Origin of the sequence: Acinetobacter sp. OYA S30 (assembly GCF_033599315.1) — a bacterium.
GTDB classification, from domain to species: Bacteria; Pseudomonadota; Gammaproteobacteria; order Pseudomonadales; family Moraxellaceae; genus Acinetobacter; species Acinetobacter baumannii.
This window is the reverse complement of the sequence record NZ_JAWVAV010000056.1, coordinates 1-14,296: the sequence shown is the minus strand read 5'-3', so window position 1 is coordinate 14,296 and position 14,296 is coordinate 1. Positions and strand designations below refer to the sequence as shown.

Genomic DNA, 14,296 nt, shown 5'->3' with positions numbered 1-14,296 from the left:
AGGACTATAAATACAACAATACCGACAACCAGTCCCCAGAAAGCTGAACCAACACCGAAAAATTGGATACCTGACGCACTACATAAAAAGGTAAATAATGCCGCTTCGCGGTCTTCAACTGGACCAAACGCTAGTGCAATGTTATGGCTAATGGTACCAAGTAAGGCAATGCCTGCTAACGCTACAATAAAAATATGAGGAAAAGACATCAGTAAGCTTGTGAGGGTTGCAGCAAATAGCCCCATCAACACATAAAAAAAGCCACAGCTTATACCCGCAATATAACGTTTGCTTGGGTCAGGATGAACTTGGTCGTCTAAGCTTACGGCAGCACTTATCGCAGCAATATTAACGCTGTAACATCCAAAAGGCGCGAGCACAACTTGGGTTAAACCTGTCCAGCCAATCAGTTGATTAACATGCGGTTTATAGCCATAACTCTTTATCATGGCTATACCGGGTAAATATTGCGACGCCATGCTAATCACAAAAAGTGGTAATGCTAAGCCTAAAAGTGCTGACCAGCTAAATTCAGGACTAATCCAAACGGGTTTAGCCAAGGACCACTCAAGAGTAGGCATATGAAAGTCTAAAAAAACAGGGCAGAGGCCAATACCAGCCAGTGCGGTAAATACGATGCTGTAACGCGGCCATAATCTTTTTGTAATGACATAAATGGCGAGTAAAGATAAAACAAATGTCCAATCATTTTGCAAGCTCGCGAAAAGTGAAATCCCAAACTTAAGCAAAACCCCGGCAAGCATGGCACTGGTTAAGCTTTGTGGTATATAGGAAAGCGCTTTTTGGAATATACCTGAAAAGCCTAAAATCGCAGTAAGTAAACCACCTACTAAAAAAGCGCCAATTGCTTCATTTAAACTATAGCCACAACCTGTTGCCATAATTAAAGCGAGGCCCGCTGTTGACCAAGCTGTTGCTACGGGATATTTAAATTTCCAAGAAAGGATGAGTCCTGATAAACCAATACCTAAACCTAAAGCCCAAAACCATGAGGTGATTTGTTCAGATGACGCACCTAAAGCTTGAGCAGCCTGAATCACTAAAATAGCCGAAACACTAATACCAATAAGAAAGGTAATAAAACCAGCAAATACGGCTGGTATTGAGAAATCTTGAAGAATCTTTTGCATAGCTAAATGTTCTAAGTCCCTGAAAAATTAATATGTTTCTGCCTATGTTTTCAGCTAGGTAAATCTAACAATTTTTTTTAAGAAGGTGCTTTCTATTTTGGGCTTTAAAATGAAAGAATATTTTTTAAATAGCCATTAATGGTATTATTTATTTCATAACAAACGGGGAATTTGGGATATTGTTTTATGGATGAGCAGGCTGAAAATTTAACACCTCTTGAATTGAAAATTATGCGCTGTTTACAAGAGAATGGACGTTTAAGTAATGCTGAACTGGCAAAACTTGTTGGCATTAGTACTTCGTCATGTTGGAACCATACTCAGCGTCTTTTTAAGATTGGGGCCATCTTGGATGTACGTGCTCGAATTAATCCGGGTATGGTGCAACGTGAGACCATTGTTTTGGTCGGAGTAGTGCTGGATCGCTCGACACCTGATAGCTTTCAGGCATTTGAACAAGCAGCAGGTGATTTGGAGAATGTTCTAGAATGTTACTTGGTTGCCGGAGAAGTCGATTACTTTCTAAAAATTCGTGTTAAAGATTTGGCTGCTTTTAACCGTTTTCATAGTGAAAAAATTATTGCCTTACCTGGGGTAAGACAGGTAAGAACATTTTTTGTGCTCAATGAAGTTAAAACAGATGGCATGCTGGCATTTTAACAACCTAATAGATTCAGACTTTCTTGACTCGGCAGCTTACATTGTTGAAGTTGCCAGCTTTAAGCCAAATCCGAAAAATAAAATGCCCACTAAGAAAATTCCGCTTGCTGCAATTTTATGGTTTTGTTTGAAAAAAGTTGAAAGTTTAATTCCAGAGAAAATAAGCGCAGTTAAATAACTAAAGCTAATAATTTGTAAAATCACCGCTAAAATTAAAAAGCTTAAAGCTGGATAGGCATAATCCGGTTCAACAAACTGCACAAAGAAAGACAGGAAAAATAAAATCGCTTTAGGGTTGAGTAAACTAATACTTAAGGCTGTTTTATAAGGGTGAACTTTATCTAAAGCAGGTAAATCAGCCATTTCTGCTTGGGGTTGATTACGTAATTTCCAGCGCTGAATGCTGCCTTGTAAAAGCTTAAAACCTAAATAAGACAAGTAAAGTGCGCCGACGAGTTTAAGTACAATAAAAACCCAAGGGAATGCTTTTAGTAAAGAAGCCGCACCAAGTACGGTACAGAGCATTAAAATTAAGTCACCTGTAAAAATACCAAGTGCCCCCATATATCCGGTTTTAATACCATAGCGTGAAGCAATCGACATCACATAAAGAGAATTGGGCCCTGGCAATAACACAATTAGGAATGTACCAATAATATATGTTGTTAAGTCTGTTATGCCGAACACGAGAAACCCAATAAAAAACCGATTTTTGTCATGATAACAAAAATCGGTAATTTTGTATGAAAAGTGCAGTTTTTAAGATTTAATTTCTGCATCAATTCCAAAAGATTGACGTAATAAAAGACTTAATTGATCTCGCGCTTTAATAAAGCCATCAACACCACCTTGTAAAAGTTGGAATGCCATTAAGTCATGGTTAAGTTCATCTTTAAAACTTTGCTCATCTTGAGCTGGTCTAACAATCGCTTCTGCCTGTTTTGCTTTGTTTGCATCAAGTGCTGCATCGACTGTACGCGTATCTTGCTCAAGCTGCGTTAGTAAGCTTGGAGAGATCGTAAGCAAATCACATCCTGCAAGGCCTAGCACTTGGTCGATGCTACGGAAGCTCGCTCCCATGACTTGAGTTGGAATATTTTGCTGCTTGTAGTAAGTGTAGATTTTCTTAACTGAAACCACACCTGGATCTTTCTCGATTGGGTAAGAATCTACACCTTCAGCTTTTTTGTACCAGTCTAAAATACGGCCTACAAAAGGTGAGATTAAAGTAACTTTGGCATCTGCACACGCTTGGGCTTGATGTAAACCGAAAAGGAGAGTGAGGTTACAAGCAATACCTTCAGCTTCAAGCACTTTAGCCGCTTGAATACCTTCCCAAGTCGATGCAATTTTAATAAGAATACGTGACTGATCAATCCCATAACCTTTATAAAGTTCACATAATTCATGCGCTTTTTGAATGGTCGCTTCGGTGTCATATGAAAGTGCAGCATCGACTTCTGTAGAAACACGGCCTTCAATAAGTTTTAAAATTTCTACACCAAATTTTACGGTTAAAATATCAATGGTTCTTTCAATCAGTTCATCATTTTTATAGCCTTCTTCTTTGGCTTGATAATAAGCATCTTCAATGAGCTCTTTACTTTCTGGTTGTTCTGCCGCAGCGGTAATTAACGAAGGATTCGTTGTAGCATCTAAGGGACGAAATTTACGAATTGCTTCAAGGTCGCTACTGTCAGCAACAACGGTCGTTAATGTTTTTAATTGGTCAAGTGCTGTATGAGTCATTGATATTCAACATCTTCAATAAAAAATCTTATGTTTTCTTTATAGCACAAACTCTATCCATACTGTCGATATATCAATTGTTATGTTTCAAAGAAAAACGTTTAGGTTCTGCATCTAAATTGAAATAATTTTACGGAGCCGGTTGCATTCGCTTATTACGAATATAGTCAATCAAAAACCGTGCAGCAGCACCGAGTTCACTTTCGCGGCTCCAGACCAAATCAACGTAATATTCAAATCGAGGCGTAAAATCAAATACATCTAATGCTTTAAGCTTATTGTTTAACTCAGGATTTTCTTTAAACATCTCTTGCGGAAGTACGCCCCAACCTAAATTACGTAAAATCATTAAGCAAGCAGAGTGGTGGTTGTCTGTACGCCAGTAATGTTTTGAAAATAATAATTCGGGTTTTAATGTTTCATCTCGACTTGCCACCACAATTTGTCTTGTACCTAAAATCTGCTCATATGAAACATGCTCTTGGCTTGCGAGCGGATGGGTTTTTGAAATAACAGGAATTAAGGCTTCACGTTTGAGTTCAACAAACTGTTCTCTATTGTCTAAATGCTCACGTTCAAACATAAGGGCCAGTTGGGCAGATCCATCTAACAACATTTGAAGCGCATCTTTTTGAGGGGCAGACACAATATTAATTTGTAGATCGGGAAAGCGACTTTCTAGCAGGCAAACATAGTCGGTCCAATTGGTATGTAGCAGTTCAGATACCACAACAATAGTAAGATTAGGTTCCAGCCCAGTACTTAATGCATGTGCGTGCTGTTTCCATTGATTCATTTCAATCAATAGTTGCGCCGTTTTTTCATATAGCACTCGTGCTTCGGCTGTAGGAATAGGTTCGCGGCCTTTACGTTCAAATAAAGTCAGGTTCAGATCAATTTCTAAATTAGCAATCGACATACTCACAGCAGAGGGGACTTTACCGAATTTCCTTGCTGCTGCTGAAAATGAACCTGTTTCCATAACGGCTTGGAACATGAGAAGTTGTTCTTGATTAATATTCATCTGTCAAAAAAATTGAAAGAACCTGATTGGATTAATCAAAATTATAAAAATAAAATGCACATTATCCAAGTTATTATTGAGTATTTAAAAATGTTGATTTCCAAGAGAAGACTCATTCATGCAATCAGTTATGAAGGAATTTTGTTGGTCATCATTGCGATTGCATTAAGTTTTATTTTTGACATGCCGATGGAAGTGACCGGAACACTTGGTGTGTTTATGGCAGTGGTTTCAGTTTTCTGGAATATGATTTTTAACCACTATTTCGAAAAAGTAGAGCATAAATTTAATTGGGAAAGAACGATCCCTGTGCGGATTTTACATGCGATTGGTTTTGAGGGTGGTTTGCTGATTGCGACTGTTCCAATGATTGCATATATGATGCAGATGACAGTGATTGATGCATTTATTTTAGATATAGGTTTGACCTTATGTATTTTGGTTTATACCTTTATTTTCCAGTGGTGCTATGACCATATTGAAGATAAGTTTTTCCCAAATGCTAAAGCAGCATCACTTCATTAATTCACATAGATTGAAATGAAATAAGCACCCAGATGGGTGCTTATTTTTTTAGTCGATAAATAAAAATTATTTTTCTACAATCGCAACCACACCTTCACCGCCTGCTGTACAGATCGAGATTAATGCGCGGCCTGAACCTTTTTCATTAATTAATTTAGCTGCAGTAGCCAAGATACGACCCCCAGTTGCAGCAAATGGGTGACCTGCACCTAAAGATGAACCATTTACGTTCAGTTTAGAGCGGTCAATTGAACCCAATGGTGCATCTAAGCCAAGACGTTCTTTACAGAATTTTTCATCTTCCCAAGCTTTTAAGGTAGAGAGTACTTGAGATGCAAATGCTTCATGGATTTCGTAGAAATCGAAGTCTTGAAGCTTAAGGTTAGCACGCTTAAGCATACGAGGTACTGCATAAGCAGGAGCCATCAATAAGCCTTCTTTAGGACCGTTCTTGCCAATGAAGTCAACAGCTGCTGTTTCAGAGAAAGAAAGATAAGCTAAAACTTCATGTCCGTTTTCTTTTGCCCATTCTTCAGAAGCAAGCAATACCACAGAAGCACCATCAGTCAACGGAGTTGAGTTACCCGCTGTCATTGTTGCAGTTTCGCCTTTACCGAAAACTGGTTTTAACTTAGCAAGTTTTTCAACTGTACTGTCAGGACGTAAGTTGTTGTCACGGTTAAGACCTAAGAATGGAGTCATTAAGTCATCAAAGAAACCACGCTCATAAGCAGCAGCAAGTTTTTGATGACTGCTTGCAGCTAGCTCGTCTTGTGCTTCACGAGTGATACCCCATTCTAATGCAGTGATTGCTTGGTGCTCACCCATTGAAAGGCCAGTACGTGGTTCACCATTGCTTGGTGCATCAAGAAGCTTTTTAAAATCAATCTTTGTGAGAGCTTTAAGACGGTCTTTACCTGTTTTAGCAACATTAAGCTCAAGTAAAACTTTACGTAAACCATCACCTACAGCAATCGGTGCGTCAGAAGTTGTATCTACGCCACCTGCAATACCTACGTCGATTTGACCAAGCGCAATTTTGTTAGCAACAACAAATGCTGCTTGTAAACCTGTACCACATGCAATTTGGATGTCGTAAGCAGGAGTTTCAGGAGCAAGATCTGTGCTCAATACAACTTCACGAGTCATGTTGAAGTCACGGCTATGTTTTAAAACAGCGCCCGCAACAACTTCGCCAATACGTTTACCTTGTAAGTTAAAGCGCTCAACCAAACCATTCAATGCTGCTGTCAGCATGTCAGAATTAGACGCTTTAAAATAAGCAGTATTTGAACGTGCAAATGGAATACGGTTGCCACCAAGGATTGCAACGCGGCGAACAGTGTTTTGACTCATGGTTTTATCCTGTTGAACAGAAGTTTTGGTTTTTGTTGCTTTTGGTGCTGCAGCTACATTTGAAGATGTAGACGGGGTTGCTGAAGCAGCGCTCTTACTACGAGGGCTACGTGCAGGTGCAGTCGTTGAACGAGTACGTGTCGTTTTTGGTGTATTAGTTGCTGCTTTAGGAGTAGTGCTGTTACGCTTAGTCGTGTTAGAAGCCGACTTTGATGTATTTGACACTTTTTCCTGAGCAGAATTCTCGACTGCTGGATTTTCTTGAGTTGTTTTGCTCATAAGGCTTTTCCAAGCATAATAACGATATTCTTGTTAGCTACCTTAACACAATTCAAATAGACCTGTATTGACTAGAATGACATTGTACATAGCATTCAGGTCAAGACATCCAAAGATGAACTCAAGTATGATTTGGAGTAACTCTAATGAACGACTGCTTTCATATTGTTTCTATCCATCTCATAACATAATGAAGCCTGTCGTAGAAAATTCATTTCTTTGAGAGATAATAATCATGACTGATCAATACCAAGCATTTACGCAATCTCCTATTGGTAAATTCGTTGTTAAAAATCTGGGTTTACCTTCGCCTGTTGTATTAGAGCGTTTTGAAAGTGCTCAGCCAGTAGTGAAAGGTGCAGTATTGGTTGGCGCGGCGCCATCAAGCGTTTTGTCTGGTGCGATTGCACAAGTACTTAGCAATATTCATGCAGATAGCTATGTAGGCAATAATGTTGCATTACAACAAGAAGCTGCAAAAGTTGGTTTAAATTTACGTCCATTCAATGCAGGCGATAAAGAATCAAAATTCAAAGCAGTTGTATTTGATGCATCTGGTATTCAAAACTCAGAACAGTTAAACGAACTTTATAAATTCTTTAACCCGATTGCACGTCAAGTTGCGACTTCTGGTCGAGTGATTGTTATTGGTACAACGCCTGAAACTGCAAAAACTGTGAAACAGGCGATTGCTCAGCGTGCACTTGAAGGTTTTATCAAATCTGTAGGTAAAGAATTTAAAAAGGGTATTACTGCTCAAGTTGTGTATGTAGACGAAGGTGCTGCTGCAAACCTTGAATCAACATTACGTTTCTTGCTTTCACCACGTTCAGCTTATGTATCGGGTCAAGTGATTCGTGTTTCTAAAGCAGATGTGGTTGATGTTGATTGGGCAAAACCGCTTGCTGGAAAAACTGCGTTAGTAACTGGTGCAAGCCGTGGTATTGGTGAGGCAATTGCACACGTGTTGGCACGTGACGGTGCTCATGTTATTTGTTTAGACGTACCGCAACAACAAGCTGATCTTGACCGTGTAGCAGCTGACATTGGCGGTTCTACATTGGCAATTGACATTACAGCTGCTGATGCGGGCGAAAAAATTAAAGCTGCTGCGGCAAAACAAGGCGGTTTAGATATTATCGTTCATAACGCTGGTATTACACGTGACAAAACTTTGGCAAACATGAAGCCAGAGCTTTGGGACTTGGTCATTAACATTAATTTGTCTGCTGCTGAACGCGTAAATGACTACTTGTTAGAAAACGATGGTCTAAATGCAAATGGCCGCATTGTTTGTGTATCATCAATTAGTGGTATTGCTGGTAACCTTGGTCAAACCAACTATGCTGCATCTAAAGCAGGTGTCATTGGTCTAGTGAAATTTACTGCGCCTATTCTAAAAAATGGTATTACCATTAACGCAGTAGCACCTGGCTTTATCGAGACTCAAATGACTGCTGCGATTCCATTTGCAATTCGTGAAGCTGGTCGCCGTATGAACTCAATGCAACAAGGCGGTTTACCTGTTGATGTAGCAGAAACAATTGCATGGTTTGCATCAACTGCTTCTACAGGTGTAAATGGCAACGTTGTACGCGTGTGCGGTCAAAGCTTGTTGGGCGCTTAAGCACTTTTAGTTAAAGAGGGGTGCTTGTGCATCCCTTTTTTATTCAAGAATCTATAAATTATAAAAGGTTAGGTATGAATACTCGTCATTTTAGCCAACTACCAAAAGCGGCATTGGCTTATCCAAAAGTAGTGCAAGGTTTAATTTTTAAAAAACCGAAAGGTCCAAAAATATTACCGCAAGTTGAATATGTGGTAGATACCCTAGAAATTGATCAGAACCATTTGAAGGCTTATAACGAAGTATGTGGCTTTCAAAATAATGGCTTTGTACCGGCAATTTATCTAGCGGTACTTTCTCAAAGCTTGCAAATGCACATGATGACAGCAGAAGCCTTCCCATTTCCAATTTTAGGTTTAGTGCATATTCGTAACCAGATTAAACAGACCAGACCGATTGGCGTAACTGAAAAACTCACTCTGTCATGTAAATTTGGGGAACTAAAACCACATGATAAAGGTGTTCAGTTTGACTTTATTACCACAGCAAAAGTTGGCAACGAAGTGGTGATGGAAGGCTTAACGACTTATTTATCTCGCCAAAAAGTCGAGAAAAGAGTGGGTGAGAAAGCCAAAGAAGAACAAGTACCAGCTTATGTGCCAAAGGCAGAGTGGAATATTTTAGAAAACACTGGTCGCCGTTACGCGAAAGTGTCTGGTGATTTTAACTTAATTCATATTCATGCCATTACAGCAAAAGCTTTTGGCTTTAAGCAAGCAATTGCGCATGGTATGTGGAGTAAAGCGAAAGCACTAGCGAACCTTGAATTACCAAATGCTTATGAAGCAGATGTGTGGTTTAAGCTGCCAATGTTCTTGCCATCAAAAGTTGAGTTTTTAACGGCAAATGCAGATAAAAAGACAGATTTCTTGATTCGTAATGCCAAATCACAAAAACCGCATGTTGCAGGAACTGTAAAAGCGTTATAAAAATATCAGCAGCCTGAACAGAGGTTTGGGCTGCTTTTGAGCAAAATAACAAAAAATGCAAGGAACTTCATGTGATTAAAGAAATTTTACTGGCCGATACCCATAACTATCACGGTATTTTAGATGAACGTTTTATTGATTTAGCTCACCAGTTTAGCCGTCTTCAAGATGCTAGAACCGGACAAGGTGGAGCTGCTTTAGCGGTTTATTTTAGAGGCCAAAAATTTGTAGATATCTACACCGGTCTAAAATCACAAACTGAAGCTTGGCAACCTGACACATTGGCAGTTTGCTACTCTACGGGTAAAGGTGTACTTGCAACTTTAGCGCATATTTTGGTAAGTGAAGGGTTTTTAGAATACGACAAACCGATTGCGACCTATTGGCCTGAGTTTGCTCAAAATGGAAAAGAGCAAATGACTTTGCGTCATGTGCTAAGCCATCAAAGCGGCATGTTTGATGTTCGAAATATCATCGAAAGTGCGAGAGAAATGCTCGACTGGTCACATATGTTAGATGTGGTCGCAGCGACTAAGCCAAGATTTCTTGCAGGAGAGGGCAATGCTTATCAAGCTTTAACATTCGGTTGGCTTGTCGGTGGCGTACTTGAAAAAGCAACTGGTCAATCTCTAGATCAGCTCATGCAAAAATATCTTGTTGAGCCATTACAGCTAGATGGTGCCTATTTTGGAACGCCTGCAAATGAGTTGGATCGTGTAGCACGTTTAATTATTCAACCAAAACCAGAAAAACCAGCATCTACTCAAGTTGAAAAACCTAAAAAGCCACAGATGCGTAAGAGTTCACTCTCTGAAAAAGTGATTACATGGACGGGTCAAGACCCGCAAGACTTTCAGGATGCGATGATTCCAAAAGGAATGAAAAATTTTAGTTTCTTTAGTGATGAGGGACTGCAAGCAGTTATTCCAGCGGCAAACGGCACTTTTACTGCAAATAGTCTTGCTAAAATTTATGCGATGCTGGCAAATCAAGGTGAATGGGATGGACATCAAATTATTTGCCCAGAAATATTTAAAGAACTTAGTACTATTCAAAGTTATGCACGTGATCGTGTCATGCCAATACCGATGAATTGGCGCTTAGGATATCACCGCATTATTACTATGGGTAAACGTGCAAAAAATGGCTTTGGACATATTGGTTACAATGGTTCAGGAGCGTGGTGTGATCCTGAGCGTGACCTCAGCTTTGCTTATACTCATAACTTCCAGATTGGTTCAATCACAGGCGATTATCGTTTGTGGGGGCTGACCCAAGAAGCTTTACGTTGCACAGACCAAATTTTAAAAGGCCGTAAAGGCTGGTTCTAATTTTAGTATTTTAAAGCTGGTATTTTTAAGCAATGCCAACTCAACATTTATAATAATTCTAGGCGAATAATTGCTTCGGTATGACGCTTAAAATCTTCTTCAACTAAACCTTGTAAACCAAGTTTATAAATCCCTTCTAATCCACACACAAAGGCAATGAGTCGCCACGCAATATCTGTGGAATTAGACCTATTTTTAAATTCACCTTCTTTTTGACCGCATTCGATCGATTGCACAATAGCTTGATGCCAACTTTGCATGGCGAGGTTATACGCTTTTTGTATTTCAATATCTTGTTCAATTAAGAGTTCAGCTTCATTCCATAAACGTAAGTAGGGCTGAAGCCTGTCTATATTTTCTGCACCTAATAAGATGAAGAGTCTTTGAAATTGGCTAGTTGTTTGGAGAGTTTGTTCAATTTCATCAAGCTGTTCCATCAGCTTTAAAAAAGCTTCAGCTTTTAAATGAGATGCCGAAGAAAAATGATGATGGACTTGTCCGGTAGAGGTTTGTGCTTCTGTTGCGATTCTACGTACCGTCATGGCTGTAAAACCTTCAGCCAAAGCAATTTGCATGGCAGCTTGCAGAATCATTTCTCTGCGTTGATCGCGATTAAGATAGGCCATGTTTTTTTACCTGACTGAATTCGACACAAACTACATTAAAATTTAAAGTTGGACAAGTGTCCAATTGTGTATATAATAACCGCAATTTGAACACATGTCCAAGTTTTGGATATCGAAGAGCGTTATGCAAAAAAAATGGTTAATCCTCACAATTATCGTCCTCATTTATTTACCTGTTACGATTGATGCAACGGTGATGCATGTTGCAACACCGTCTTTAAGTGCAGCATTAAATTTAACTGCCAATCAGCTTTTATGGATTATTGATATTTATTCGCTGATTATGGCGGGTTTGATTTTACCGATGGGTGCACTCGGTGATCGTATCGGCTTTAAAAAATTATTATTTATTGGAACCGCAGTTTTTGGTGTGGGTTCGTTAGCTGCGGCTTTTTCTCCAACTGCCTATGCCTTAATTGCTTCTCGTGCTGTTTTAGGCCTAGGGGCAGCTATGCTTATTCCTGCCACTTTATCCGGTATCCGTAATGCTTTTACCGAAGAAAAGCAGAGAAATTTTGCACTTGGTCTTTGGTCTACAGTAGGTGGAGGTGGAGCAGCTTTTGGTCCATTAGTCGGTGGTTTTGTATTAGAGCATTTCCACTGGGGAGCTGTATTCCTCATTAATATCCCGATTATTTTAGCCGTTCTAGTTATGATCGTGATGATCATTCCTAAACAACAAGAGAAAACTGATCAGCCAATTAACTTAGGGCAAGCTTTAGTTTTGGTTGTAGCAATTTTAAGCCTCATCTATTCAATTAAATCGGCTATGTATAACTTTTCGGTGCTCACGGTTGTGATGTTTGTGGTGGGTATAAGCACATTAATTCACTTCATTCGAAGCCAAAAAAGAAGTACGACACCAATGATTGATCTGGAGTTATTTAAACATCCAGTAATTTCTACAAGTATTGTTATGGCTGTTGTTTCCATGATTGCTTTGGTTGGCTTTGAATTATTACTGTCTCAAGAGTTGCAGTTTGTACACGGGTTTTCTCCATTACAGGCGGCGATGTTTATTATTCCATTTATGATTGCAATTAGTTTAGGTGGTCCATTAGCAGGTATTTGTTTAAATAAATGGGGTTTACGTAGAGTATCGAGCCTAGGTATTTTAGTGAGCGCGCTCAGTTTATGGGGGCTTGCTCAGCTTAATTTTTCAACCGACCACTTTTTAGCATGGACATGTATGGTCTTTTTGGGCTTTAGCATTGAGATTGCCTTACTTGCCTCAACTGCTGCCATTATGTCATCTGTGCCCCCTCAAAAGGCGAGTGCAGCAGGTGCTATTGAGGGAATGGCCTATGAGCTTGGCGCTGGCTTAGGTGTTGCTATTTTTGGTTTAATGTTGTCTTGGTTTTATAGCCGCTCAATTATTTTGCCAGCCGAGCTTCCGTCAGACTTAATTGAAAAAGCGAGTATCTCGATTGGAGAAACCATGCAATTAGCCTCTAATCTTGAAAATCCTTTAGGAGGGCAATTAATTGTAGTGGCGCAGCAAGCTTTTAGCTATGCACATAGTTGGGTGCTTACCCTCTCAGCGATCTGTTTCTTCCTTTTAACTATATTTGTCTGGTTTAGTTTTCCGAAGAAAGTAAATTAATATTTTTCACAGTATTTAAAGTTTCGGTAGAAAACTTTTTCTTCGAAACTTTAAAATTCACTGATAGTCCAGACAAATGAAGTAGTTCGCAGTTTATCTGTACGGATATGAGCTTTATACGTTCACACTCTTTTAAAAACAAAGTATGCTTATGCCTGTAACAAGGAGCATACATGTATCAAGTACTTGCTAGAAAATACCGTCCACGTAATTTCAATGAGTTAGTGGGACAAAACCATGTTTCTCGTGCATTAAGTAGTGCATTGGAACGCGGTCGTCTTCACCATGCTTATTTATTTACAGGAACGCGTGGTGTAGGTAAAACTACAATTGCACGTATTTTAGCCAAGTGTTTGAACTGTGAAACAGGTGTAACTTCTACGCCATGTGAAGTTTGTGCCACTTGTAAGGCGGTAAATGAAGGCCGCTTTATTGACCTAATCGAAATCGATGCTGCTTCAAGAACAAAAGTAGAAGATACGCGTGAACTTTTAGACAACGTTCCTTATGCACCAACGCAAGGTCGTTTTAAAGTTTACTTGATTGACGAAGTACATATGCTCTCTACGCATTCTTTTAATGCGTTATTAAAAACACTAGAAGAACCACCAGAACATGTTAAGTTTTTGTTTGCTACGACAGACCCACAAAAGCTACCGATTACGGTTATTTCTCGGTGTTTGCAATTTACTCTACGACCTTTAGCTGTCGATGAAATTACCAAGCACCTCGGTGCTATTCTTGAGAAAGAACAGATTACTGCTGACCAAGATGCAATTTGGCAAATTGCTGAATCTGCACAAGGTTCATTACGTGATGCATTATCTTTAACTGACCAAGCCATTGCTTATGGGCAAGGTGCTGTACATCATCAAGATGTTAAAGAAATGCTTGGCCTGATTGACCGTACGATCATATATGATTTGATTTTAGCGGTTCATCAAAACCAACGTGAAAAAGTGAGCCAGTTATTACTCCAATTTAGATATCAAGCCTTAGATGTCTCGTTAGTACTGGATCAGCTCATTTCAACATTGCATGAGTTGGCTTTATTACAATATTTACCAGAGCTCGGCTTAAAGTACAGTGAAGAAATTAATGCTAAAATTCTTCAGCTTTCTAAACTGATTTCTGCTCAAGATTTGCAGCTTTACTACCAAATCGCATGTAAAGGCCGGTCAGACTTGCAGCTTGCCGTAACGCAAGAGCAAGGTTTTGAAATGTGCGTTTTACGATTATTGGCATTCCGTCCTTTAGCACCAAATGAAATTTTAGTTTCAGAGCCTGTTCAACAAAATGGGCAAGCAGAAGTAGGCCTAAATTCACAAACTCAAACAGCCCAAGAGATTACTCCTGTAAGTGCTGTTCAGCCTGTTGAAGTTATTAGCCAACCCGCTATGGTTGAACCTGAACCTGAACCTGAACCTGAACCTGAA

The 14,296-nt window shown here is 39.4% G+C and carries 13 protein-coding genes; 7 read left to right on the top strand and 6 right to left on the bottom strand.

Annotated elements, in window-relative coordinates; translation table 11 throughout:
- Window positions 1–1,151: benzoate/H(+) symporter BenE family transporter (locus tag R5R67_RS17660; protein ID WP_318755049.1), on the bottom strand; the 1,151-nt coding region annotated here is incomplete at its 3' end.
- 186 nt (window positions 1,152–1,337) lie between these two features.
- On the opposite strand from R5R67_RS17660, the gene R5R67_RS17655 reads away from it, so the two are divergent.
- Window positions 1,338–1,811 (top strand): Lrp/AsnC family transcriptional regulator, encoded by a 474-nt coding sequence (locus tag R5R67_RS17655; protein ID WP_000344223.1) that lies wholly within the window; start codon window positions 1,338–1,340, stop codon window positions 1,809–1,811.
- Between the two features lie 36 nt (window positions 1,812–1,847).
- On the opposite strand, the gene leuE is transcribed toward R5R67_RS17655, so the two are convergent.
- From leuE to R5R67_RS17640, 3 genes are all read right to left on the bottom strand, one after another.
- The gene (gene leuE / locus R5R67_RS17650) at window positions 1,848–2,498 is read right to left on the bottom strand and encodes a leucine efflux protein LeuE (protein WP_000467074.1); all 651 of its coding nucleotides are present in this window, start codon (window positions 2,496–2,498) and stop codon (window positions 1,848–1,850) included.
- A gap of 72 nt (window positions 2,499–2,570) precedes the next feature.
- The gene (gene tal, locus R5R67_RS17645) at window positions 2,571–3,560 is read right to left on the bottom strand and encodes a transaldolase (RefSeq protein ID WP_000149851.1); all 990 of its coding nucleotides are present in this window, start codon (window positions 3,558–3,560) and stop codon (window positions 2,571–2,573) included.
- Window positions 3,561–3,690: 130 nt separating this feature from the next.
- A complete protein-coding gene (locus R5R67_RS17640) occupies window positions 3,691–4,584 on the bottom strand; it encodes a LysR family transcriptional regulator (RefSeq protein WP_001024731.1) in 894 nt (297 codons plus the stop codon).
- 90 nt (window positions 4,585–4,674) lie between these two features.
- Between R5R67_RS17640 and aceI the strand changes: the two genes are divergently transcribed.
- A complete protein-coding gene (gene aceI / locus R5R67_RS17635; protein ID WP_002010078.1) occupies window positions 4,675–5,109 on the top strand; it encodes a chlorhexidine efflux PACE transporter AceI in 435 nt (144 codons plus the stop codon).
- A 66-nt stretch (window positions 5,110–5,175) separates the two neighbouring features.
- On the opposite strand, the gene R5R67_RS17630 is transcribed toward aceI, so the two are convergent.
- A complete protein-coding gene (locus tag R5R67_RS17630) occupies window positions 5,176–6,744 on the bottom strand; it encodes an acetyl-CoA C-acetyltransferase (RefSeq protein WP_000047945.1) in 1,569 nt (522 codons plus the stop codon).
- Window positions 6,745–6,979: 235 nt separating this feature from the next.
- On the opposite strand from R5R67_RS17630, the gene R5R67_RS17625 reads away from it, so the two are divergent.
- The 3 genes from R5R67_RS17625 (at window position 6,980) to R5R67_RS17615 (ending at window position 10,631) form a co-directional block, all read left to right on the top strand.
- On the top strand, window positions 6,980–8,371 hold the full coding sequence (locus R5R67_RS17625) for a 3-oxoacyl-ACP reductase (protein WP_000132115.1): 1,392 nt from the start codon (window positions 6,980–6,982) through the stop codon (window positions 8,369–8,371).
- 74 nt (window positions 8,372–8,445) lie between these two features.
- Window positions 8,446–9,300 carry a MaoC family dehydratase gene (locus R5R67_RS17620; protein ID WP_001097355.1) on the top strand — a complete coding sequence of 285 codons (855 nt, stop codon included), beginning with the start codon at window positions 8,446–8,448 and terminating at the stop codon, window positions 9,298–9,300.
- Window positions 9,301–9,371: 71 nt separating this feature from the next.
- Window positions 9,372–10,631 (top strand): serine hydrolase domain-containing protein, encoded by a 1,260-nt coding sequence (locus tag R5R67_RS17615; RefSeq protein ID WP_318755048.1) that lies wholly within the window; start codon window positions 9,372–9,374, stop codon window positions 10,629–10,631.
- A gap of 47 nt (window positions 10,632–10,678) precedes the next feature.
- Here R5R67_RS17615 and R5R67_RS17610 read toward each other — a convergent pair whose 3' ends face one another.
- Window positions 10,679–11,257 (bottom strand): TetR family transcriptional regulator, encoded by a 579-nt coding sequence (locus R5R67_RS17610; RefSeq protein WP_000323808.1) that lies wholly within the window; start codon window positions 11,255–11,257, stop codon window positions 10,679–10,681.
- 124 nt (window positions 11,258–11,381) lie between these two features.
- Between R5R67_RS17610 and amvA the strand changes: the two genes are divergently transcribed.
- Together amvA and dnaX are read left to right on the top strand one after the other, a co-directional pair.
- Window positions 11,382–12,860: a multidrug efflux MFS transporter AmvA gene (amvA, locus tag R5R67_RS17605; protein WP_001170311.1), complete on the top strand. Its 1,479-nt coding sequence runs from the start codon at window positions 11,382–11,384 to the stop codon at window positions 12,858–12,860.
- 173 nt (window positions 12,861–13,033) lie between these two features.
- On the top strand, window positions 13,034–14,296 hold a 1,263-nt coding region (gene dnaX / locus R5R67_RS17600), incomplete at its 3' end, for a DNA polymerase III subunit gamma/tau (RefSeq protein ID WP_318755047.1).